Annotated in this window: 11 protein-coding genes; 7 read left to right on the forward strand and 4 right to left on the reverse strand. The window is 59.5% G+C overall.

Annotated features, from left to right (window positions below):
* Positions 1 to 36: 36 nt before the first annotated feature.
* From VSP_RS11350 to rapA, 4 genes are all read right to left on the reverse strand, one after another.
* Entirely contained in the window at positions 37 to 252 is a 216-nt protein-coding gene (locus VSP_RS11350) for an addiction module protein (protein WP_009960711.1), read from the reverse strand.
* Positions 253 to 374: 122 nt separating this feature from the next.
* Positions 375 to 1,382 carry a Fic family protein gene (locus tag VSP_RS11355; RefSeq protein ID WP_009960712.1) on the reverse strand — a complete coding sequence of 336 codons (1,008 nt, stop codon included), beginning with the start codon at positions 1,380 to 1,382 and terminating at the stop codon, positions 375 to 377.
* Between the two features lie 90 nt (positions 1,383 to 1,472).
* Entirely contained in the window at positions 1,473 to 2,513 is a 1,041-nt protein-coding gene (locus VSP_RS34990) for a YheT family hydrolase (RefSeq protein ID WP_081452497.1), read from the reverse strand.
* A gap of 83 nt (positions 2,514 to 2,596) precedes the next feature.
* Positions 2,597 to 5,368, reverse strand: a complete 2,772-nt coding sequence (rapA, locus tag VSP_RS11365; protein ID WP_053332332.1) for an RNA polymerase-associated protein RapA — start codon at positions 5,366 to 5,368, stop codon at positions 2,597 to 2,599.
* A gap of 203 nt (positions 5,369 to 5,571) precedes the next feature.
* Between rapA and VSP_RS11370 the strand changes: the two genes are divergently transcribed.
* The 7 genes from VSP_RS11370 to VSP_RS11405 all read left to right on the forward strand — a co-directional run bounded on the left by VSP_RS11370 (position 5,572) and on the right by VSP_RS11405 (position 24,369).
* Positions 5,572 to 6,585, forward strand: a complete 1,014-nt coding sequence (locus VSP_RS11370; RefSeq protein ID WP_009960716.1) for a zinc-dependent alcohol dehydrogenase family protein — start codon at positions 5,572 to 5,574, stop codon at positions 6,583 to 6,585.
* 199 nt (positions 6,586 to 6,784) lie between these two features.
* A complete protein-coding gene (gene vccB, locus VSP_RS11375) occupies positions 6,785 to 7,342 on the forward strand; it encodes a Verru_Chthon cassette protein B (protein WP_009960717.1) in 558 nt (185 codons plus the stop codon).
* A gap of 198 nt (positions 7,343 to 7,540) precedes the next feature.
* Complete coding sequence (gene pelA / locus VSP_RS34995) at positions 7,541 to 9,052, forward strand: pectate lyase (protein ID WP_009960718.1); 1,512 nt, start codon at positions 7,541 to 7,543, stop codon at positions 9,050 to 9,052.
* A 324-nt stretch (positions 9,053 to 9,376) separates the two neighbouring features.
* Entirely contained in the window at positions 9,377 to 14,479 is a 5,103-nt protein-coding gene (gene vccA / locus VSP_RS11390; protein ID WP_009960719.1) for a Verru_Chthon cassette protein A, read from the forward strand.
* A 395-nt stretch (positions 14,480 to 14,874) separates the two neighbouring features.
* Positions 14,875 to 15,978 carry a Verru_Chthon cassette protein C gene (gene vccC / locus VSP_RS11395; protein ID WP_009960720.1) on the forward strand — a complete coding sequence of 368 codons (1,104 nt, stop codon included), beginning with the start codon at positions 14,875 to 14,877 and terminating at the stop codon, positions 15,976 to 15,978.
* A 50-nt stretch (positions 15,979 to 16,028) separates the two neighbouring features.
* On the forward strand, positions 16,029 to 16,760 hold the full coding sequence (gene vccD, locus VSP_RS39280; protein ID WP_009960721.1) for a Verru_Chthon cassette protein D: 732 nt from the start codon (positions 16,029 to 16,031) through the stop codon (positions 16,758 to 16,760).
* Positions 16,761 to 16,911: 151 nt separating this feature from the next.
* Entirely contained in the window at positions 16,912 to 24,369 is a 7,458-nt protein-coding gene (locus tag VSP_RS11405) for a beta strand repeat-containing protein (RefSeq protein WP_009960722.1), read from the forward strand.
* Positions 24,370 to 24,484: the final 115 nt, after the last annotated feature.

Consider the following 24,484-nt stretch of genomic DNA (forward strand, 5'->3'; position numbering starts at 1 on the left):
CGTTTAGATCTGTCAGTGCGTCTTCCGGGATCCGGATCAGCATTGCTTCTGGCCGATAAGGTTTTTTGCTGAATCCCAGTCCAGAAGTTGAGCCTGACCTGCTGCCCCGCGAGCCCGACGCTCATCAAGCAATTGCTGATGAGCCAAGGGAACCGGCGCACTCGAGATTTCAGCATGGAGATCCTGCCAAAGCGATTCCATAAGCTGGAACTTTTCGGCCAGAGGCAATTTTTTGATCTCGGCAATACTCATGACTGTGAAAGTAGTCTTGTGTGGCGAATTGCCAAACAATCTACTGTTGGGGTGTTGTCGCCGTAGCGGCAGAGTCCTTGGGGCATGCGAGCTGTCCTGGGCCGAATTTGCATCCCGGTGAGTCAGGACCGCTGCTGTGTCCGTCGGTAGCGTTGCAGGGGACTATTGGGCTTATCCGGCAGTGTTCGCTCGATCAATCCCGCGTCCAAGGCTGGTTGAAGGTAGTTTTGACGGAAGGTCGGCCTATGGGCGAGGCCAAGTTTGGTCATGCACTCCAGGGTCGAGAGAGCCTCTGATCCCAAGCATTTGAGAAGGGCTTTGACTTGGTCGGTAGCTTGGTCGGTAGCTTGGTCGGCAGCTTGGTCGGTCGATGCCACTTCATTCAGTGCTGCGAGCACTGCCGAAAGGAGAAACACGATGAAAGGGGTGGACTGGCCTTGTTTGTCAGCCTGAGCCAGCGCGCGATAGTAGTCAGATTGTCGGTCACGGATCACGCTCTCCACCGGCAGGAAGGCGAACAGAGGTTTCCAACGACTCAGCACCAACGTTTGCCAGAGGCGCCCCATCCTGCCGTTCCCGTCAGAGAATGGATGAATGAACTCGAACTCGTAGTGAAAAACCGAACTGGCAATGAGGGGGTGCAATCTGGTCTTCTTGAGCCAGTGGAACAGATTTTTCATAAGGCCCGGGACGCGGGCCGCTGGTGGAGCATAGTGCACAATCACATCGCCTTGTGCGATGCCAATGCCGCCTGACCGGTAGCGCCCTGAATCTTTGATCAACCCGCTCATGAGCACTCGATGTGCGGCCAGCAAGTGCTTTTCGTTAACAGGGTTCCACGTGCTCATGGCTTCATAAGCCGCGAAAGCATTCTGGACTTCATGAATTTCTTGTGGTGGGCCGAGGACGCGTTTCCCTGACACGACTGCCGTAACCTGCTCAAGCGTGAGGCTGTTGTTCTCAATGGCCAACGACGCCTGGATGCTCTTGATCCGGTTGCTTCTACGGAGTGCCGGTGCGCTCGATGACTCTTGATGGAATCCCTGCCGCCCAATCTCCTCGCTGATCTGCGCCACGAGATCAAGGATCTCTGGCGTCAGCGTGAAAGGCGGTTGGTAGTCTGTGGACACTCTGGTCGGGCAAGTGGGTTGTGGAGAAAAACGGGGGAGCGGGCAGGTTGCACCATGATCTGTTGCAGAAAAGATCCGCGAGGAAAGGACTCATTTTTGCCAGTCAAAAAAACGGGGTGGGGGGGCTGAACATGTGGTTTCGCAGCCGACTGTTTTGCCGCGGCCGGGGGTTCGTTGTAAAAATCCCGCAACCCTTCCTTCCAGCCACGAGGTCGTGCTGGAGTTGCTTTCCACGAACCCAACGTGTCCGCCAGAGGCCGGGACGTCCAGTTCAACCAGGGAGTTGGCCTCGGCTTCGGCGAAGGGGAAGCACTCTGCGGGAAGGAAGGGATCATTCCGTGCGCTGATGATAAGGGTGGGCACGGTGATGCGGGGGAGGAGAGGCTTGGAGCTACAGCGGGCCCAGTAGTCTGCGGCATTGGCAAAGCCGTGCAATGGGGCGGTGTAGCGGTCGTCGAACTCCCGGAAGGTGCGGATGCGGTGCAGGCCCCGTACATCCAGTTTCCCGGGGAAGCGGTGGTGTTTTTCCTCGATCTTGGAGATCAGGCTGACGAGGAAGCGATGCAGGTAGAGCTTGTTGGACCAGAGCTGGTCCAATGTCCGGGCGCTGGCGGCGAGGTCCACGGGGCTGGAAATGGCTGCGCCCGCGACGACCTTGGGGTGGGGTGGTTGCTCGCCCAGGTACTTCAGGGTGATGTTGCCGCCCAGGCTGAAGCCGACCAGTGCCACCTGATCGTAGTCGCCCGCCTTGGCCTCAATCAGAGTGCGTAGGTCCTGGGACTCCCCGCTGTGGTAGGAGCGAAGCAGGCGGTTGGGCTCGCCACTGCAACCTCGAAAGTTCCAAGCCAGCACGTCCCAGCCCTCCTTGTGAAGGGCGGCAGTCATGGTGCGTATGTAGAGGCCGTCCGCTGATCCCTCAAGGCCGTGGGACAGAACGACCAAGCGCCCTGACCTATGGCCTACAGGATGTCTGAGCCAGTTGAGGTCTAGAAAATCTCCGTCGTCCAGTTCCAACCGCTCCTTTACCCATGGGATGCATATCCCATGGGGGAGGAGCACTGGCCAGATGGTCTGGATGTGCCCGTTCGCTAGGATGGGGTGCGGCCGGAAGGTGGATTCGGTGAGGGGCATGGAGGTCCTGCACCATCCACCCGGCAGGGTGTTTTCGTCAAATCAGGTCTGATATCTGGCCTCCGGCCGTCTGGAGACCCGCCTCAACCCATCTTCCAGACGAGTCGCAGCCCATCCAGACGCAACGTCGCTCCCGCGATGGCCTTGGTCAGTTCGTCCTTCTCCTTGCGGAGTGCTTCGACTTCCTCGGGGCGCACGTGGTCGTTGATCTTTTGCAAATCCTCCAAGCGGTCGATCTCGCTCTGCAACTGGGCTTCCATGGCCTCCACGGCACTGGCGGTGAGCTTGGCCATCTGGGTGGCGGCCAGTTTCTTAGACGTGGAGAGCATGCTGGGCAGCACCTTTTTCTTAACGACGCCGCGATCGAGCAACTTGGCAATGTCGCCACGGTCCAGACGGGCGGGGCGGATGCCGTGGTCGCCCGTGCGGTCAGCCTGGGCGTGGTCCACCGTCACCAGTACGGGAGTGGCGGGCAGGAAGCGGTCGGCATGCAGGGAAGCAGGGGCGGTGCACTCCAGGATGTAGCAGGTTTCCAGGAGAAGACCCTCGTTGCCAGACCCTTTCCAGATCCCAAAAGCAGAATTTCCGGTCTCCTTGCCCAGCAGCTGGTCTAGGGCACCGCGCACGAGCGGATGGTCCTGGCTCATAAAGGCAGTGTTTTCGTGGGTGAGGGCCCGTGACCGGTCAAAGGTGATGGACAGCCCTTCTTCGGGCAGACCAGGCAGGGCCACATCCACATTCTGCCCCGGGGAGATGAGGTAGGTGCGATGGGTGAGCTCCTCGACCTGGAGGCCGAAGTGGTCCATCATCCGGATGAAGAACTCCTCGAACTCGCGGTCGGTGTCGAGTTCCTGGATCTGCTCGATGATGGCGGTAGCCTGGGGGATGCGGCAGGAGCTGAGTTCGAGGAGGCGGTCGTGCCCCCTCTCCAGCTTCTTGGTGATGAGCGTGCGCTGTTTCTTTGACTTCGTGATCAGTGAGGTCAGCTTTTTGGCATTGAAGCCCTCCAGCAGGGGATCGAGATCGGCGGCCACCGCAGCGCGGACTTCATTGGCCCCGTGGAGGATGCTCTGGAAAGCGTCCAACCCATCATGATACCAGCGTGCCAGTACTTCAGCCTGAGTGCCTGCCACGTAGGGCACGTGAATGTGGATCGTGTCCGTCTGGCCGATGCGGTCCAGACGGCCGATGCGCTGCTCCAGCAGTTCCGGATTCTCAGGCAGGTCAAAGAGAACCAGGTGGTGGGCAAACTGGAAGTTGCGCCCCTCACTGCCAATCTCTGAGCAGATGAGCACGCGGGCACCATCCTCTTCGGCAAAGTACGCCGCGTTGCGATCACGCTGCAGCATGGTGAGCCCCTCATGGAAGAGGGCCACATTCACATTCAGTTCATGAAGCAACAGGGTGTGGATCTCCTCCACCAGATGTTTGGTTTTGCAGATGAGCAACACCTTGGCGGGATCCAGCTCCTTGAGCTTCGTGGCGAGCCACTTCACCTTGGCGATCAGGCCGAGATCTGCCTCGTCGCTTTCCTCACCGTCTGAACCAGAGGCCTTGACGGTGAGTTTGTGCAACTCCGCTTCGCGCGCTGGGAACCCTTTGAGCGCGGCGCGCGTGTTGCGGAACATGACGCGACCGGTGCCAAACTCGTCCAGCAACTCGGTGATGAGGAGAGGTCGGGCGTCTTCGTCCCCTCCAGCCAGCGCTTCGCAGTGTTTCTTCACCCGCTCAGACTGTCCGCCAAAGAGCTTGACGTCTGCCTTGCTGAGCGGCTGGCCGGATTGCAGGCGGTCCACAGCTTGAGCGACCACTTCATAGTGCTCCGCCTCTTGCAGGAACTTCTCAAGAGACTGATACCGGTTGGGATCGAGGAGCCTGAGCCGGGCGAAGTGGCCCTCTGGACCAAGCTGCTGCGGAGTGGCGGTGAGCAGGAGCAGGCCGGGGCACCTGGCAGCAAGGGATTCCACCAGCGTGTACTGGGGGCTGGCGGCCTGCGGAGTCCACTCCAGATGGTGGGCTTCATCCACCACGACGAGGTCCCAGCCAGCTTCCTGTGCCTGCTGTGAGCGTTTTTCGTCGCTTGAAAGGAAACCCAGGCTGCAAATGACCAGCTGGCTTTCCAGGAAGGGGTTCGCGGACTCATCATGCGATTCCAGAGACTCGCAGCGTGCCTCGTCAAAGATGTGAAAGAGAAGGTGGAAGCGTCGCAACAATTCCACGAACCACTGGTGCACGAGAGCCTCTGGGACCAGAATGAGAATGCGCCCGGCACGGCCAGTCAGGTGCAGGCGGTGCAGGATGAGCAGTGCCTCAATGGTCTTGCCCAGACCCACTTCATCTGCCAACAACACGCGGGGCACCAGACGGCCGCCCACTTCGCCAGCAATAAACATCTGGTGCGGGATGAGATCCACCCGGCCACCCACGTAGCCTCGCACCGGGCTCTGGCGCATGCGGCTGCGGTGCTGGAGTCCCTTGATCCGCAAATCATAGCTGCCCAGCTCATCCACCTGCCCGGCAGTCAGCCGGTCTTCGGGCTTGCTGAAGCTGATGGAGTCCGACAGTTCCGCCTCTGGGAGGTCCCGCTTGTCTGTCTTGTACACCAACAGGCCGTTGGCTTCCTCCACGCTCACCACCGTGAAGTCCTCACCAGCGTGAGACTGCACCACATCACCCTCTGCAAAGCGGACACGGCGAAGGGGGGCGGACTTCAGCGCATATTGGCGGGTCTCTGCCGCGGCAGGGAAGAGCACTTCGAGCCGTCCGAATGACGCCTTTAATATGATGCCGAGTCCAAGCTCAGGTTCAGTATCACTAACCCAACGTTGACCGGAGACTGGCTGATCCATAGACATGACTGAAGAGAATGAGGGGCGGCACCTTAGCGGGCTGAGTGCAATGCTCAACCTTTCAGCACCTCAAATCCCAAAGATTCATCTGGCGTCTCAGGGGGATCCCTTCGAATACGTAGGCGTCACCCCTATCGCGGGCTCGCAATTTCAGCCAAACCCGTTGCCGCGTGCCTCCCTCTCCCCGCCCCATCGTACCTACCAACATTATGAAAGCATGGCAGATCGCACAACCAATCGGACCCCAAGGACTGAAGCTCATGGAAATCCCCACCCCAACACCTGGACCGGGCGAGGTGCTGGTGAGAGTGCGGGCCGTTTCTCTGAACTATCGTGATCTGGGGACCTCCCGGCGGGAGCGGCCCGGCAATCTGCCGTTGCCGTTCACCCTCGGGTCAGATTGCGCGGGTGAAGTCGCTGCCTTGGGCGCTGGTGTCACCCAGTGGAAGGAAGGGGACCGCGTGATCCCGGCCTTCTTTCAGAACTGGCCTGCGGGTGGGATGACGCAGACCATCATGAGAAGTGCTCTGGGCGGCGCGCTGCAAGGAGTGCTGGCTGAGTACATGATTGCCCGGGCGGACGCACTGGTGCATCTGCCTGCCACGCTGGATTTTTCGGCTGGAGCCACCCTGCCGTGTGCCGGTGTCACGGCATGGAATGCCCTCGTGGGTCAGGGCCAGATGCTGGCAGGCCAGACTGTGCTCACCCTGGGCACAGGCGGAGTCTCCATCTTTGCCCTCCAGTTTGCCAAGGCACATGGGGCGCGTGTCATCATCACCTCCAGCAGCGATGAAAAACTCGCTCGAGCCAGGGAGCTGGGAGCGGATGAGGGCATCAACTACAAGACGACTCCAGACTGGGAGCGTCGGGTTTTTGAACTAACTCAGAAATCAGGGGCAGACCAGATTATTGAGCTCGGCGGTGCGGGCACCTTGCAGAAGTCACTGGATGCTGTGCGCTACGGCGGGCGCATCAGCCTCATCGGGGTGCTCACGGGCTTTGAGGGGCTCGTCAATCCCTGGCCGGTGATCGCGCGCAGTGTCACCCTGCAGGGCATCTACGTAGGCAGCCGTGCGCATTTCGAGCAGATGAACCGTGCCATTGTGCAAAACAACATCCAACCTGTGCTGGACCGCACTTTTGCGTTTGAAGAGGCTCCAGCCGCCTTTGAGCACATGGCGGCAGGAGCACATTTTGGCAAGATCGTTGTCAGTGGCAGCTGAGTTCACCGGGGTGGAAGGTGAGAGTGAGGCCCAACGGTGTCCGCAAGTCACGCTTAATGATACGAATGTGACTGCGCGAAGACATTGGCACGACGGTGGCACGGCGGGTGCTTGAGGAGAATGTGCTGCATCGAGCCCTGTCTTGGGCGGTGCTGCACCTTTCAATTCAGCCCTTTTCAACCCCTGTATCACTCAAGACATGAACACGACCCTGCTCACCCGTGCCATTCGTCATCGTGCCTCCGCTGTGGCGGAGGGTTTCTCTCTTCCCGAGGTTGCCATCGCCGTTGCCATCGCCTCCATGGGCATGCTCACGCTGTTGGGCCTGATTCCCGCCGGTCTGGAGAACCTGCGCCAGGCGGGCGACTCCATCTCCTCCTCCCGCATCTGCCAGCAAATGATCGGTGAACTACAATCTGCTGACTGGGGCGACAAGACTGGCAGTGGTGTGGGTTGGACCAAGCTCGCGGATTTCCACGGAGCTGTGCGCTACTTTGACGGGGAGGGTACCCGCCTCACCGCTGGCAATGAAGGCGGACTCTCCGGTGCCCAGGGACAGGCTCTCTCCTATGTGGCCAAGTTCGAGGTCGTGGATGCGGGTAACGCCCCCACACTGCCCGGCGGCGGATTGTCCGTGCGCTCTGACAGCCGCAAGGTGATCCTCCATGTGGCTGTGAGCCCGAAGGCCAACTTCGATTTCGACAAGGCAGACAGCAAACACGAGAAGGTTGCCTACACGGTCACGCGTCAGTTTTAAGGCGCGGTGGGGTATCTTTGTGCTGGTTAGGTGATGTAACTTGGATGTGTGTGAAAGGTCAGCGAACCGATGGTGACGGTTCGCGTGAGCGCCCTCATGCGGTGAGCATGGGGGCGTTTTGTTTCTGAGGGCTCGGTCTCAAGCAAGATGAATGCCTTGCAACCGTTCAGGGAGGGGCTTTTGTAAGAATTGCCCTTCATGAAATTTCGCGCCCTGCTCTCTTTCCTTCTCGCTGCATTCAGTTCCGCGAAGGCGGCCCCAGACTGGACCAGTGACCTTCGCGAAGACATGCTGGAGCTGCACTATTCTGGGGTGGCCACCGGGATCTCTGCCGTATGGGAATGGCGGCTCAATGTGCCCGGAGCGGGAGAGCAGGTGTTGTGGCAGGCTCTGCCCGAGGCAGACGACAAGGGAAAGTTCAAACTGGTAACTCCCATCCCGGACGCAGGCTGGGAGAGTCTGGAAATAAGGGCGAAAGAGGGGGAGACGGTGAGTTTGAGCCGCACCTGGGTTTGCGATCCGCATGGCCCTCTGCAACTGCTCACGCTGTCGCGGATTGACTCCCTCCCGGAACCGCATCGCAAGGTCTGGCAGGACTATCTCGCACGTTCGAGGGGGGTGGCACTACAAGAACGCAGAGCGCTGGCCGCGGAATGCCGACGCCTTGGGAGAAGAGTCTCGAATCCGGCACCAGAGGACTCCAAGGAGTTCGAGTTTGATGACGAAAAGACGGACGAGGGCTGGTATGGCTCCGCTGAGGCAGCGAAACTGGCCGATGTGGTCTTGACCTACCAGACGCCCTCGGGTGGCTGGAGCAAGGCTGTTGACTATACCAGAGGGGCGCGGCAGCCGGGTACTCACTGGACCAGCCAGGATGGGAAGGGCTGGCACTACAGTGGCACATTGGACAATCGGGCCACCACAGAGCAGATCAAGTTCCTGGCTCAGGTCGCCCATGCTCACCGGCGGGAGGACTGCCGGACCGCCGCGCTCCGCGGCATCGACTGGCTGCTTGCGGCACAGTTTCCCAACGGTGGCTGGCCCCAGGTTTATCCCCTCGAACCGGGCTATCATGAGGCCATCACCTTCAATGACGGGGCCATGACCCATGCGCTGGAGGTGCTGCACGCCGTAAGCCAAGGCGACGCGCCGTTTGCCTGGGTGTCTGCGGAGATCCGGCAGAAGGCGCAGGCGGCTTTTGATCGCGGGTTGAAATGCCTTCTGGCCTGCCAGGTGCGGCTGAAGGGGGTGCGTACGGTGTGGTGTGCCCAGCACGATCCGCTGACGCTCGAGCCCGTGGCGGCCCGGCTGAAGGAGCCGCCATCCCTGAGTGGAGGCGAAAGCGCCGTGATGCTCCGTTTCCTGATGCGCAATGCACCGCTGGATGAGGAAGTGCGCGGGGCGGTGAGTGATGGCATAGCCTGGCTGGAGTCCAAAAAGATCATTGGTCTCCGCAGAATCAAAAATGAAAAGGGCCGCACGGACTATGTGCAGGATCCCTCCAGTACGGAGGTCCTCTGGGCCAGGTTCTACAGTCTGGAGAGCGGCTTGCCCATCTTCCCCGGTGCGGGTGACGGGGTGGTCTATGCCACCTACCATGAAATGGCCCAGAACAACAAAGTGGCCTACGACTACTTTACGAACAAACCGAAGAACCTAAAAGAGAAAGAGTGGGCCAGGTGGGAAAAGCGGTGGCAGACCGGGAAATAGGGGGGACGTGATGTAATTTCATCGAGTGCAGGCTGAGGGCTGAGTTTGAGGTGCTCCTTGTGATTACAAAGAATGGTCGAACTGCCGCTCAGGCGGAAACTTGCCTTCAGACACAAAGTGAGGCGGCCGGGCGTGATGCAGCGTTTCAAAAGGATTTCGCGTCCCTTCAGAGACCTGTCTTTCACGATTATCAGCCGCCAAACCGTGCAGTAATCATGGTAACTGATACATAAGTGACTGTGTGCCGAAGCGAAAAATTGGGTGGCATGGAGGGTGCTTTGACAAGGGTGACAGACGAGACTTGGCAACCCCTGTTTATTTGCAATGAAAGAAATCACCCCTGTTAAACAACGAGGCTTCGGAGCAAAAAGGCGGCGCGGGATCGCCCTCATCACCGTGGTCTCCGTGCTGGCGCTGATGACGCTGCTGACAGTGGCCATGTTCTCCGTTTCGCAGACGGAGCTGGCTTCTTCGAATCAACAAACGTATCAGGAGCGTTCCCGCGAACTGGCGGATTCCGCAGTAAACGTGGTCATGGACCAAGTGTGGCAGGCAACCAAACGAAAGGATGAAGGAGCGGCAAATGGCAAACGCTATCTGTGGTCCTCCCAGCCTGGAGCTGTGCGACGGTACACCACTGAGGGCACTTTTGACTCTGGCTTCAAGCTCTACTCCAGCTCCCAGATGGTCGTGCGAGGCAGTGAGCGGGCCATGGTGGATGACAAGCCGCCGGTGGACTGGAATATGACACCGAACCGTTATGTGGATCTCAATGAGCCAGTGGTCCGGCCAGCCTCTGATGGGGCGAGCACTCCTCATCTCTATTTCCCGATTCTGGATCCACGTGCCTATGTGCGGTCCGAAGAAGGGGTGGAGAACAACAATAATGTGGAGGGTTTTTACTACTCGGCCGGAGTGAATGGGGTGGTGGATCCCACCTCGTCCACGGCGGCCACCAGTCTGGAAGCTCGCCTGCCCATGCCGGTGGAGTGGGTCTATGTGCTGAAGGACGGCACCTTTGGGGTGCTGAACAGCTCGAACCAATTCATCAAACCTGATGGCAGCAAGCTCAGTGAAGTGGAAGGGCGGGCCAACCCCATCTCCGGACGGGTGGCCTTCTGGACGGATGACGAATCCTGCAAGCTCAATATCAACACGGCCAGCGAGCCCACCTACTGGACGGTGCCTTCGCTCTTCCATGATCGCGATCTGTGGTGGGCGTACTACCAGCCCACAACACACGAGTATCAGCGGTATCCCGGGCATCCTGCCACGGTGGCTCTCAGTACGGTGTTCTTCCCCAACCAGCCGATGGACCTCTACGGGATGAGTGGGACTGACCCTTCCTACCGGGAGATCCTGCAGCGCAAGGAGACCATCTACAAACTTGCCCCCAAGCTCAACTTCGGCGGATCCAAGGCGGGTACGGTGCCCTACTGGAAATTTGTGGACAACTACTCAGGCACGGGTGGCACGTACAAAGACTCCTCCCTCTACAACAAGTATCTCTCGTTGGTGGACTCCATCCAGGAGCGTCTCTATGCCTCGGTGGATGAGCTGTACTTTGCTGATGGATTTGAGAACGGGCGTCGAAAACTGAGTTCGTATGTGAATAGTGCTGATGGGGCCGCCACCGCCAATTCGTTTTTCGTCCAGCCCGGTCAGCCTTCTGACGGGAAAGTTAACCTGGAGCGCCTGCGCTTCTTCCTCACCGCCCAGAGCCGGATGCCGGAGATAAACCTTTTTGGTCTGCCGCGGATAGCGGCCTGGCCAGTCGCGGATGAGAAGGGCTTGGAATACGAGGCGGGCAAGGCCGTGGTGGGCGTGTCAGATCCGAAGGCTTTTCGTACCGGATTTGACCAGCTCATTGCGTTTTGCTCCTCCATGGGCAAGACGGGAAACAGCGGGGAGGATAGCTACTTCTTCCGGCGGAAGTGCGCGTACAGCCCGACCCGGGACATTGAGCTGCCGCGCAACAAAGCGCTGATTGCCTATCTTTTCACCCTGCTGGAGCAGAAGTACCCGGGAGGTGCCTCGTTCAAGGACAAATACCCCCAGGACTACAAGCAGATCCTGGTGGAGATCTTTGACTACGTGCGGGCGACTAACCTTTATGATGGTTTCCTCGCTCCCAGCAAGGAGGATCTGCAAAGTGCCACCGGGCTGTACGCTGCGGAGAAGTACGCAGTATCGAGCGCTACACTCAAGGAACCTCTGAACGATGGTTTCCTCTATGATGAGCGGCCCAAAAGTTTCAGGACCTATACCTATGACCGGGCGAGCATCGCCACTACGCGCGGTGCCTCCGGGCAGGCTTACTCAGAGCGCCAGGTGGAAAGTTCGTTTCCAGGGCATGGGATGGTTGCGCCATCTCTGTACAAAGACGGTGCCAATACCTATGTGGGTTTTGGCCGGTTCGTCGCCCTTTCCGAGGTTGGCTTCCAGTTCATCTGCACAGCGGATGGTGCTGCCGACAAGGGGAGTTACGTCACTCCAGTGTCCGATGGCTCGGGGGGATGGCGTGAGCCGGCGGCAGGTGAGACTAGTCGCAAGGTAAGTGGTGGCAGGACGGCCCTGAAGATCAAGCGGTACATTCCCACCAGTTCCACCCTGGCAGAGGCGGGCAAGGCTGAACCGGTCATGCGCAATGATCGCTGGCTGAACACCTCGACACGTTCCTATTGGTACTCCAACTATCCTCCGAGGCCGACACCTCTGACCATGCTCAACAGCTATGGGGTGGATCGCAATGCAGACGATTCCAAGGCCAACAGTCCTTACAATCACCCAGGTTGCAACCCTGAGAACTGGAACGCCACGCTGGATTCCGGCAGCCCCCCATTGCAGCCGACGGAGCGCCGTGTGCAGGGTCTGCTTGTGATGAAATTCTCGATGCCCGCTGCGGGTTTCAGCCTCATGAACCCGGAATTCTGTGTTAAGGTGGAAGGGCTCAAGGACATGCAACTGGCCGACATGGATCTGTATGACCGGGTTGGTGGAGCGGAGTTTGAGTGGAAATCCAACCACGAGTTTTTCAGCGCCCAGGACAGTCGTCCGTTTGGCGGTGCCGCCAGCACCTATGCGATGACGTTGAACCGGCGGGTTGGCTCAAAAACGCTCGGTGTCATCTCGGACACCCGTTACGTCTCGGCAGGTGGATCTCGTGGAACCGGGGTGGCCCCAGCGCCGCATTTTGGCACGAGGAACCTGGACATCACCACCAAATTTCTGACGGTGCCCGCGATCGATGCCTCTGGCAACGAGCAGAAGATGGTGTTCTCCGGTGGCCGTCTCACTATCAAGATCTACTCCAGCCACAATGCACGGCCGGAGGATCTCGTGCAGACGGTGAATGTGGAGATTCCGCGAACCGCGGTGCCAGTGCCACAACTGGTGACCGTGAGCACGGACTACAAGCAGTTCATCAGCGGCGGGGCGATGTACCGCCAGGAGGCGGTACATGCCCCTCGTTGGTGGGCCCTCAATTATTGCGGTGCTCTCCGTCGCTTTGTCGGTGCTTGGAACGGAAGCAACTGGGGGGCGGCGACCTCCCGTCCTGACAACTATGTCACAGATTTTAGCACCAACGGGCGTCTCTTCTCGCCGACCTCTGCGTCCTATCCCACTGGCACCCCTGCGACCTATACCCCGGTGGGGCTGGATGGTGTGCCCCGGTGGGCCAGCACCCTCTGGGCTCATGACCCGAGCAGCAGTTACTTCAGTAGCCAGCTAATCAACCCCAGCACTCCTGCGGCCGACAATCCCGACGATACGATGTCGGATACCAAGTACTCGGACACCAAACCGGAGAATGGGATTCGGGACTCGCGAGGTCAGGATACGCTCTTTACCATGGTGCCATCCCATGGGGATGTGCGGATGCTTGCGGGTAAGACGGAAGTGACCGCCAGTGACTGGGCCCCCCATCCCCGCACGGCGCTGTTGGGCGAGATTGGCACCGGGCCAGGGGCTGTGGGCACCTATAAGCAGTACGTGGCACATAGTCTGAGCCGCTACTATTCGGACCGTGAGCCCGGATATGATCGTGGCACCTCCAATACGCGCCTGGTACCCGGTGCCAACTATGGCGTGGCCCGAATCCCGGATCTACCCACCTATGCCTCTGCCACTGAGCTTGCGGGGAAGTATGGGGACTTTGACAACGGCATCAGCGATCTCCGCGATGGTGCCTACATCAACAAGGCGGATGAAGGGAACACGCAGATCTCCTTCCGCATCACCAATGACTCGGCCTCCACCATTCGCATGCCACTGGCCTACATGGGTACGTGGACTTATGGTGAGCTTTCCGCGGCCTCGGGTGAGAGCTTCATGTCCCCCAACCGCATGATGCCGTCTCCGGGGATGTTCGGCTCCCTCTCCACCGGGGTTCGTTCGGGTGAGCCATGGCGAACTTTGCTGTTTCGTCCAAATATGGTGACGGCAAATGGCGCTTCGGGAGATCCGGTGAAGCATCCTGGTGCGGCAGCGTGGCAGGGCGGCGTGACGCCGGCAGATCATTATTTCATGGACCTGTTCTGGATGCCTGTGGTGGAGCCTTATGCCATCAGTGAGCCCTTCTCCACGGCAGGGAAGGTGAACATCAACTACCAGATTGTACCCTTCCACTACATCCGCCGGTCCACGGGGCTGCATGCCCTGCTGAAAGGGGAGATGCTCAAGGCCGTGCCGACGGCAGATGCTGTGAACTATCAGGCAGTGCCCGGTGCCTCCCGCTTCATCACCACCTCTGACGGCTACACCTACAAGCAACCCTGGACGGATGTGGAAGATAAGCTGGCGGACACCGGGCAGACTTCGAAGAAGTACTGGCATCGGGAGATTGAAGCGGAGAAGCGTGAAGCCACCGGCGAGATCGTGGGCGGCGTGCTCAAGCAGTTTGAAGACCGGTTTGCCATGCTTCCGACGACCCCTGCTGCCGCCAGGGGGCTCTTCCGCACGGCCAGCCAGATCTGTGAGATCCACCTCATCCCCAAAAAGATTCTGGGATCCTCCGGAGACGTCGATGTGACCGGTGGGGACGGGACGGTGGACTCTCAGACTCCGGCTTACTCGGTTGCGGAAATGGAGGAGTTCTGGAAGAAGCGCCGTCTCACAGGTGACAACACCCGCGAACGGCCCTATGCCAATATTTACGGAAAGATCACCACCCAGAGCAACACCTTCCGTGTGCACTACCGCGCACAGGTCATCCGCAAGGCCCGGTCATCCACGCCCGCCGAATTTGACGCCAATCGCGACAATGTGCTCACAGACTTCCGCGGGTCCACCGTCATTGAGCGACGCATCGATCCCGCGGACTCGCGCATCCCAGACTATGGTGCCAGTGCCAATCCGCTGGAACTGCCATCGTTGGAGGACTTCTACCGTTTCCGGGTGCTGGAAGTAAAGCGTTTCATGCCCTGACCGAAGCCGTTTCCATTGCTGCGATTCCAAGCCGCCCCGCCTCTGCCTCCGAGCAGACGGCGGGGTTACTTTTGTTGAAGTGGACCTATAAATGTGCTGACTGGTTGGATGGTGGATATGGTGTGTGCCGGGGTGGGTATATCCTGATGGCGCATGAGGAAGGAGGGCATGGAGTGCTGAATCGCCGTTGAAAGTAGTTGATAAGGAGCGTCTTTGTCGTCTCTCCAGGGAGCGTGATCATGACCTGATCTCCATCGGGGAGGGGTAAACTTTGAATCGTAAAATGATCACTAGTCACATCAAGTGATACGAAAATGATAACTGGCGCAAGGTGATGAAGCGGTGGCACGCGTGGTGCTTTGAAGACTGGCGGATCCGCCCCCGCCTCCACCACCATGCCGACCCCCATCTCATTCAAGTCGCGCGCCTCTGGCCGTTCCCAGGGTTTCACCCTGGTCGAGTTGCTGGTCTCGTTCAGCGTGCTGGCCATTTTGCTCTTGGTAATTTCATCGATGCTTGAACATGTCCAGCGGGCGTGGCGTCAGAGCACCGCCAAGGTGTCCTCCTTCCGCGAAGCGAGGCGTGCGTTTGACCGCATCACGCATGCGCTCAGCCAGGCGGATCTAAATCCTTATCTGTGCTACCGTTATGACGGCAGCAGCAACCCTCTGCTGCCGCCCGGCAAGGGGGCCAATGAAGCACCCTCGGGATATGTGCGTTACTCAGAATTGCAGTTCGTTTCCGGGCTTTCATCCTCCGGTTCATCCCCACGGCTCACCGGGCTCGCGGAAGCCTCGTCGCCAGGCCATGCTGTCTTCTTCCAGGCACCGCTGGGGGACTCCAAGGACTACCGGTTGCCCACTTCACTCAATGGCTGTGGGTTCTACATCAAGTTTGGTGACGACTCTGCTTTGCGCCCGGACTACCTGACCGCTCTGGGCAAGCCACCGTCCTACCGCTACCGTATGTATGAGTACCGGTCTCCCACGGAGCGGAACCGGGTGTACGACCCCTCCCTCAAAACGGGATCTGGAACCTGGTACGGCGACTTTGACCAGAATGCTCCGCTGCGCAGCCGGGCCATTGCCAACAACATCCTCATGTTGGTGATCTCACCGCAGCTCTCTCCCAGTGATGCGGCATCCGCCAAGGTGTCCGCCACGAGCATTGCCCCAGCCTACACCTATGACAGCCAGTATGGGGGCACCCTGCCAAACCGGCCCCAGCTTTCCACGGACTATCAGCTGCCACCGCTGGTGATGGTGACGCTGGTGGCAATGGATGAAGGATCCGCGATCAACCTGCAGCTTGAGGCGGGGTCCAACCCGCCGCTTGAGCATGAACTGTCGCAATCCTCCTTGTTCCGCAATGCCGAGCGTTATGCCGCGGACATGGAGAAACTCAGCGGCCTCCTGGTGGACCGGAAGGTCAACTTTCGTGTGTTCACGGCAACGGTCCCCATCCGGTCTTCCAAGTGGGGGGGCGGGACAGGAACCTGACGGCAGGCATTCGAGGGAACTGCGTCCGTCTCTTCAAATCTCCCAAGGTTATGATGAAATCACATTTTGTCGTCAAGTGCCGCGATCTTCGCAAGCCCGCCCAGGGCTTCACGTTGATCGAACTGATGGTTGTCGTGGCAGTGGTTGCGCTGCTGCTGGCCCTGGTCATGCCGGGGTTGATGGGGACGCTGGGGGCATCCAAGCTCACTCAGGCGGGGGACAAGATGGCGGGCTTCCTCTCCGAGGCGCAGAGCCGGGCTTATGGCCAGGGGCGCCCTGTAGAGGTGCGATTCTATAGAGTGCCTTCTTCCGAGGACTCCCTGTACGGGGCTCCTGTGGGCGGCTTCTTCAGGGGTGGATTGATGCTGGAGTATTTCCAGCCTGGTGAAACGGACCCGCGCACGGGTACCGCCGCGCTGGCCCGTCCCCTGGCGGTCGTGCGGCAGGCCATGGTGGTGCTGCCTGAGGGAACAGCCATGTCGGAAAATGCCCAGATGTCCACCTTGCTGGGCATGGCCACCCGCCCAGCAAGTCAGAATGCCGCAGCGACTGTGGAAACTGTCATGAAGACTGCAAATGGCTACGAGCCATTCGTGCCGCTGTCTGAGGAGTATCGGTCGTTTGTCTTGTACCCGGAGACCACCAGCCTCGACTCCGAGTCCAAGTGGCATCTCGCCGTAGTGCCTGAGACGGACGCGGCCCGGCCACCGGCCGCAGTGACCAACTACTACACCCTGCTGGTCGATCCCGTCACCACCCGCCTTTCCATCTATCGCCCGTGATGTGGTCAGATGTTTCGGTTTAGTCGGTCATTTCAGAAAATCCCAAAGAAAAATTAACGAGTTCATGATCCGGACCTTCTTCTGTTCAGCACTTGGGGCCTCTCGCCTTTCCCCAGCCACATGGAAAGGTTTGGCGGCTGGTTTGATCCTTATGGCGTCAGGCCCTGCCGTCCATTCGCAGTCGGTGTGGGTGGGGGCACCCGGGTCGAGTTTTAATGCCATCCCAAACTGGAGCGGCGGTGTGCCCTCTGCCTCTGTGGCGGGCGTGATCGACGTGGCTCACGCGGGGGCGTACCAAATCAACGTCGCCAATGCGGTGATTCTGGGGGATCTGACCTTGGGCGACCTGACCGCGGAGGATGCGGGGGGCTTCGAACTGACCGGTTCGACCATCACCTTTAACAAGGTGGGAGGCAACGCCCTCACAAAACAAGGAACGGCCCTGGATTTCATCCGCAATACGCTGACACTATCTACGGCCCTCAATGTGAGTGTTCTGGACGCAGCAGGGAGTTTGCAGTTGGATGGAGTCATAGGGGCGGGCACGCTGACCAAGACAGGGGCCGGCAAATTGCTGATCACAGGCACAGCGAACAATGCACTGAATCTCCTGAATGCCCAGCAGGGAACGGTGGTGCTGGCAAAAGCCAGTTCGTCAGCGGTTCGGGCTGTTACGGCCGCGTTGAACATTGGAGGATCGGTGGTGGCCAATTCCGGGATTGTCCAGATCGGTGGGACCTTTGCGGGAATGGGGAGCACCTTCGCGACAAACTATCGGGACCAGATTGCTTTGGGCAGCATCGTCACGGTGAATGCCTTTGGCACGCTCGACCTGAACGGCAACAGCGAGGGTGTCAGCCAGTTGCTTGGCTCGGGCAAGGTGACCAACTCCGTGGCTGACTCGACCTCCATCCTGGCAGTGGGGGATGGCTCGTCCTCCGTAATCGCGTTTGATGGGATCATCGAGGATGGCGCAGGCATTGTCTCTCTCGTTAAGACCGGGAGCGGGACACTGACTCTTAACGGGGCCAGCACGTTCACAGGCGATGTTGTGGCAGCAGCTGGGTTCTTGGCCCTGGGAGGCGCTCAAGGCTCCCTGGATGCAGCAACGATTCGGATTGTCCGTGGCACCCTCGTGCTGGAAAACTCCACCTCCAACAACAACGACCGCATTCTCGACACCGCGACGGTGTTGCTGGCCCAAAACTTTGGCACCAACGGGCTTGTGATTCGCCGCAACAACACGGCAGGAACGAATACGCAGGAGAAGATTGGCACGCTTTCGGTACAGAACGGGCACAACGTGGTTCGCTTCGACCACTCCGCTGGCGGGAATGCCACGAGCATCCTGGCAAATGTGTTGACCCTGGAGATGGACAACTACACCCGGGGTGTCGGCGGCACGGTGGCCTTCACGGAGTTTGCCACGGGAGCAGCTCCCAATGGCTACAGCTACTACAGCACCACTGCGCCTGCGGCGGCCACGACCCTTACCAAGATCATCCTCAACAATCTGCCCTCCGAATGGCTCGTGGGTGGGAACGGCAGCAGCGGTTTCAATAAGAAGGTGCTCATCGGTGCCTATGGCAACATGCTGGAAAACTCGGTCACTAACCGGTTTGGGACGCGCTTGATGACCGTGGAGACGGTGAACGGGGTGAACTACGTGCGCCCCTTGGACAGCACTGAGTTCCGGGAAATAGGCACGGGTTCCGCCACCCGTGTCATTGCTGCGAGCAATCTCACCGGTGGCACACCCGCAATCTTGGGAGATGACAACGTGAAGATCACCGGGACTGCGGGGGGGACATCAAGTCCGCTGGCAATCCGGATTGGGGTCACTGACAACAAGCTGGCGGGTCATATCGCCTTCAACTCGTGGTGGCAGGAGTCACCCGTCACGGCGACTCTCACGGCATTCACGAACATAAGGATCGCAGGGAACAATGTGGTCCACCTGGGAGACTGGGCGGGGGACGATGTCCATGCCGGGGTCACCGGGGGATCGGGAATGATGTTCTTCAACGGTGGCCTGGCCGCCACGGCGGTGCCGGCTGGCGGCGGGTATGGAACGGCGACCATTCGTGGAGGCACTCTGGATTTTGGGAGTCGTGAAGCTCTTATATATCTGGATGTGACCAATACCGCTCATTTTTACAGCAAGATTACCGGCACGGGTGGCCTGACGAAGACGGGGGGAGGGCAGGCGCACGTCTGGGGGTGGAACACCTACACCGGCGTCACCACGCACGCATTGAATGAACTCTGGGTGTACACTGACACGGCGCTGGGTCAGAGCGGAGCGGGAAACAGCATGATCAACTACGCCACATTCCTGATCATGAACGGCATCAACGTGGGGTCATCCACAGATGATGCGCTGCGCAAGGACTTCAGTTTCCGTGCCGGGGCGTTCTACGCCGGGGGCAACAAGTCTGACTCCTGGAACGGCGACATCAGGCTGGAAAGCACATCAGAGGCGGGAGAATACGGAACGCTCACCTTCACCGTGCGGCAGTTGTCCAACTTGATCATCAATGGCGATATCACTGGCGTTGGGGCGGCCAATCCTTCTGTGTACACCTCGCTGGATGCGGGGCGCACTGTCATCATCCAAAACGAGCAGACTTCAACATCCATTGCGACGACCCCCAGCGTGCGTTCGATCAACGGCAACTTTGTCCTGAACGGGTCTCTTTCGGACATCGATGGCAGGGCCGCGCTTGCCACGCATGAGAAACTGGTGCTGCGTTTCACGGGCTACACGAGCGCTTCGGCGACGTCGAACACCTTGACGCACAACAAGTTCAACGTGTTTATAGAGGACGCGACCAAGACCAACGCCTATGTGGACCTCACGTCCGGGTATCTCCACTTTAACAAGGGTTTTGGGGTGGATGGCACGAACTTCAGCCGGACTTTCTTCCGCCAGAATGATGGCAACTCGGTCAACAGGGACCGTGCAGGAACCATCAGCGCCATCCTGCTGGGGGAGGCGGGCTCTGCCTACCGCACAAACAGCTTTGTCTATGGGAATACTGCGGCGGCCTATTCCTCGAACTCCACCGCGATCATGGGGGGCGAGAATACCTCGGGCACCGTGACATTTGGCCACAGCAATGGAGCGACCACATTCACCTTCGGGATGAACACGGCCCAGGACTCCAAGAGCAAGGCGACTGGGTGGACGAATCTGACTGGCACACGTCTGACCTCGGCAGCGTCCGCGGCGGGGAGTGTCACCATCACCCTGGCAGATGTGTCCGGGCTCAGCCGGGGCATGCTGGTGGAGGGGACTGGCATTCTAGCTGGCACCAAGATCTCGCATGTGGACTATGACACGGGCATCGTCACCCTGACGGCTGCGGTGAATGCCACGTCTGGAGTGGGGAACAATGTGACGATCTCCTTCTACAACCTGGGCAACACGGTCACCCTGGCTGATGTGACCAACCTTCAGGTGGGTATGGCGGTAACAGGCACGGGCATTCGGCCAGGCACCGTCATCACCGCTATCGACGCCGGAACGAAAGTGGTAACGCTGAGTGCTCCGCTCACCAGTGCCATCACGGCAGCAGCCACCTTCACCGTCAGCTACCCCCGGATCGTCGTGCAGGACACGCTCAGCAAGACGCAGAACTTTGGCGAGGCGCGGCTCTATCAGGCCGCAGGCGGGACCTCAGAGTTTATCACCAGCTTCACGGATGGGGTGGGATTCAAGCTGGACAGTGCCGTTGGCGCGATCACCAAGGTTGGGCGCGGCACCGCCATTCTCAAAGGAGGAACAGCCAGTTCTGATGTCAACGGGGGGATCAATGTGCTTGGGGGGGCGCTCGTGCTCGACTATGCCGGGAAGGCTGAGTCCTTCTCCCATGTGAGCGGGGGCACCACCTACCAGAACAATCCCTACCAGCTCACTCTGGCGGGTGGGGAGCTCCGGTTGGTAAACGAGGGCTCTGCCAGCACCACCAACTCGGAGTATCTCCGGGGTGCGCTCACGCTGCGTTCCGGCAACTCCAGCATCGTCATCAAGCCCGGTGAGGAGAAGACACTCAACCTGCATCTGGGCCTGGCCAATGTCAGCAGCACGGGAGTGGCCCTGCAGCGGTACATCCCGATTCTCGTCGGCGGTAACACCATCTACGTGGAAAATCCCGATTGGTACTGGCGCGCTCCGGATCGGTTCGCCGGTGCGACCCTGAATCTCTATGCCGACACTACAGTGGACGGCTCGGCGAATTTCTACTACTCGCAGAATGCCCCGGACGGTGCCGCGACGGGATCCGGTGTTCGTGGCCTGGGGTTGAACACCATCATCCCGTACACCACCTTCAAGTACAAAAATGGGGGCGGGCAGGAGTTCGTGGACTTTGCGGCGTTCCTGGTGGAGGGCGGCAACACGCGTTTTGTTGACGCGGCTGGTGCAGTGGCGAACTCGGCGAACCTTTACAACGCCAACGGCGGTCAGGGGGCGTGGAACGTGGCCCAGTGGGACAACTACGTGACGCCTCAGGTTGCCAACGGTTTCGTCGCGAGCACCGGCTACCTCACGGACGATGCATTTGGCGGGGCCAACGGCTTCACGGGGACTCTGACTGGAAACCTGGACAGCACGGAGGATTCCTTCAGCGACTTCGTCGGAGCTCGTGCCATCCGGTTCGCCGCCAGCGATTCAGGCGGCAGCGTCATCACTCTGGGGAGCAGCACTCGTCTCGTAGTGGGCTCGACTCATGCGGCCGATGACTGGGATGGCCCGGGGGCGTCGGTTCTCGACGGCGGGGCCATCTTGATTTCGAACTCCGTAGGAGCCACGAACACTGGCATCTCGGGAGGCTATCTCACGTCCGCCCAACTGAGCGCTTATTTCACCAATGCAGTGCCGGTCAACAGCATGACGGCGGCTGTGGAGCCCACCGCGCGGGATCTGATCATTCACAACTACAACACCCAGGGTGATTTCACGATCAGCTCTACGATCGTGGACTACACGGAGAACCATGATGACTGGCTGGAGTACACGGACATCACCAAGGTCAATCTCGTCGTAGCGGGGCCGGGCACGACCCATCTGACGCAAGCAACCAATCTCTACACCGGCAACACTTATGTCAGCGGCGGCGGTATGAACACTGCCACGGGTCAGTGGGAAGTGGGGACCCTGAGAGTGCCTGCGGTGACTTCACTCGGTACGGGTTCGGTGTTTCTCAATGGCGGCCGTCTGCGCTTCGCCAACAACACCAATCCTGCCACGAGCCTCAGCAGCATCAGCTTTGGCACCCGGACGCTCACGCTGGGTGGCAACGGCGGATACATTGACCTCGTCGCCGCCGGTACCACCTTGACCATCAGCGGTGCGGTACGCTCTGAGGACAATGTGCTAGCAGGCAACCTTTCCTCAAACCAGATGTCTGCCAATCCTGGCGTAGGCGATCTGATCAAGGAAGGTCTGGGGCGGCTCATCCTGACGAACGCCACCGCCATCCCGACCACGTTTGACACCACTCCCATCTCCAGCCAGACGTGGAACGCCTACTATGGTCTGACGACGGTAAAAGCTGGTACGCTGCAGGTGACCATTGGTAGCACGGCGGACTCTGGCATTCTGGGGAGCAATGATTCCTCGATAGACGGAACGCTGGTGGAGGAAGGGGCAAGGCTGGATGTGCAGATGACAGCGAGCACAGCCGGAACCAAGGAGTGGATCACGCTCGATGGTGGCACCCTCGGAACGACGGCCTCGCATACTGACGGAAACATTGACGGCGTGCTCACCGTCACAGCCAAAGGCGGCATCCTCGATGTCAGCGGGGTGCTGCGGCTTAACGCTACCGAGGGTTTCCTGACAGGATCCGGGAACCTTGTGAAGACCGGTAGTGGCACCTTGTTTCTCTATCAAAACAACGTCAACTTTACCGGTAACCTCGATATCCAGTCGGGACGGGTCAACGGTTGCACCCAAGGGCTGCCATTTGGCTCCGGCAACACCATCACACTGGGAAGTCCTACCTCTGCGAGTGGTGAAGCCACGTTGCTGCTGTACGCGAACCAGGGGTTCACCACGCAGTATCGGGTGATTCAAGACATTGTGGTGCGTGCCAATGCAGGAACCCAGGTCCGCAACATCGGGGCTGGTCCGGTGGGCACAGGGCGCAACCAGGATTCTTTCTTCTTTGAAGGCGACATCACCCTGAACGGGGATGCTCATCTGGTGTTCTTCGATCAGACCACCAATTTGCAGTTGGTGCCGACGGCAGGTGATTTACAGAGCTCGGACGTGGCGGGTGCTTACCGCAACATCATCTTCAATGGGCACTTCAGCGGGGCGGGTAATTTGTTTACGGATGTGAACCTGTCTGGTGCGGGAACCAACGGTGCCAAAGTGACCTTCCTGATCAACGGTGACAATTCCAGCGCGAATGGCCAGACAGCCTGGACGGGCACGCTGACGACCGGTAATGCCACCCTGAACAACTTGCAGGAGCACTTCATCCGCATGGGCAACAATCTGGCGCTGACGGCGGTGAACAAGGTGGAACTGGGCTACAACAGTGCCCTCCAACTGGGTGGAAAGACAGTGTCCATTGGTGATCTCAAGGCTCGGGTGACGGGTAATGCCGGCACCAACAAGATCTATGTGGAGAACGCCGCCAATGATGAAGGCACGTTGAGAGTCGTGCAGACGGCAAACACTGACTGGGACGTCCTCTTCCAGGACGGGGTCACGCCGGAATGGTACAGCTCCGCTTCTGCGGCTGTTTACTCGAACCGGCTTAATCTTGTGAAGGCAGGGGCAGGGACCGCTGTGCTGACGCAGTTGAACACCTACACCGGCACCACGGTGGTGGAGACGGGAAATGTGCAGGTGGGGCGTGGTGGCGTGGGGACGCGGGTCTCGGCCGATGCCGTGGGCCGCACTGGCACGGGGGCTTTGTCCGTGAACAACGGCGGGGTGCTTTCCGGCACCGGGGTGGTGCAGGCACGTTCGGGAGTGGTTCACACTGTCAACAGCGGCGGCAAGATTGCCCCCGGGGATGCTGGCGGATCTTCATTGGGCACTCTCTTCATGGACGGCGGACTGGTGCTGAATGCTGGCGGTACGCTGGAGTTCCAGATCTCCAAGGCCACCCACTGGGTCAGCGGCTTGTCAGACGTGACCAATACGAGCGCCTACAGTGCTGCGTTGCTGGCACTCCCGGGCGCAAGCGAACTGTCCGGCACGATCGGCCTCGACATGCACGATCATCTGGAGATCAACGGCCAGATGGACCTTTCGGGTGGCGGGCTGGGGGCGGGTTCCATTTCCCTGGTGGATCTCAACTATCTGAGCATCGCCAAGGCAGGAGATGTCTTCAATCTCATTGACTGGTCCAGCGTGAACGGAACGGGTTTCAATGCCGGTGGGAACTATCGGGTGGGGGGCGAGCTGGGGAGCAATCTGCTCCTGCCCACCTTGGGGTCCGGGCTCGCATGGGACACCTCGTTGTTCACCAACCATGGCATTCTCATTGTCACGACAGTGCCGGAGCCGGGCCGTATCGTGTTGATCATTGCGGCCTGTGCTGCCTGGGGGATGCGCCGTCGGCGGCCGCGGGCAAGTGCGGGCGTGTAGCACGAGTCGTGCAATTTCATCGAACGGATGGTTGTCCAGATGCCGGGTCACAATACTACAGCATGTGGTGACGGTGGTGGCCCGGTGCCTGGATGGCATGGCATGAATGTTGTTC

Origin of the sequence: Verrucomicrobium spinosum DSM 4136 = JCM 18804 (assembly GCF_000172155.1) — a bacterium.
Lineage (GTDB): Bacteria > Verrucomicrobiota > Verrucomicrobiia > Verrucomicrobiales > Verrucomicrobiaceae > Verrucomicrobium > Verrucomicrobium spinosum.

What these genes read in the sequence shown, in the direction of transcription:
- VSP_RS11350 (WP_009960711.1), bottom strand. Translation starts at nt 252, where the DNA reads ATGAGTATTGCCGAGATCAAAAAATTGCCTCTGGCCGAAAAGTTCCAG.
- VSP_RS34990 (WP_081452497.1), bottom strand. Translation starts at nt 2,513, where the DNA reads ATGCCCCTCACCGAATCCACCTTCCGGCCGCACCCCATCCTAGCGAAC.
- rapA (WP_053332332.1), bottom strand. Translation starts at nt 5,368, where the DNA reads ATGTCTATGGATCAGCCAGTCTCCGGTCAACGTTGGGTTAGTGATACT.
- VSP_RS11370 (WP_009960716.1), top strand. Translation starts at nt 5,572, where the DNA reads ATGAAAGCATGGCAGATCGCACAACCAATCGGACCCCAAGGACTGAAG.
- vccB (WP_009960717.1), top strand. Translation starts at nt 6,785, where the DNA reads ATGAACACGACCCTGCTCACCCGTGCCATTCGTCATCGTGCCTCCGCT.
- pelA (WP_009960718.1), top strand. Translation starts at nt 7,541, where the DNA reads ATGAAATTTCGCGCCCTGCTCTCTTTCCTTCTCGCTGCATTCAGTTCC.
- vccA (WP_009960719.1), top strand. Translation starts at nt 9,377, where the DNA reads ATGAAAGAAATCACCCCTGTTAAACAACGAGGCTTCGGAGCAAAAAGG.
- vccC (WP_009960720.1), top strand. Translation starts at nt 14,875, where the DNA reads ATGCCGACCCCCATCTCATTCAAGTCGCGCGCCTCTGGCCGTTCCCAG.
- vccD (WP_009960721.1), top strand. Translation starts at nt 16,029, where the DNA reads ATGATGAAATCACATTTTGTCGTCAAGTGCCGCGATCTTCGCAAGCCC.
- VSP_RS11405 (WP_009960722.1), top strand. Translation starts at nt 16,912, where the DNA reads ATGGCGTCAGGCCCTGCCGTCCATTCGCAGTCGGTGTGGGTGGGGGCA.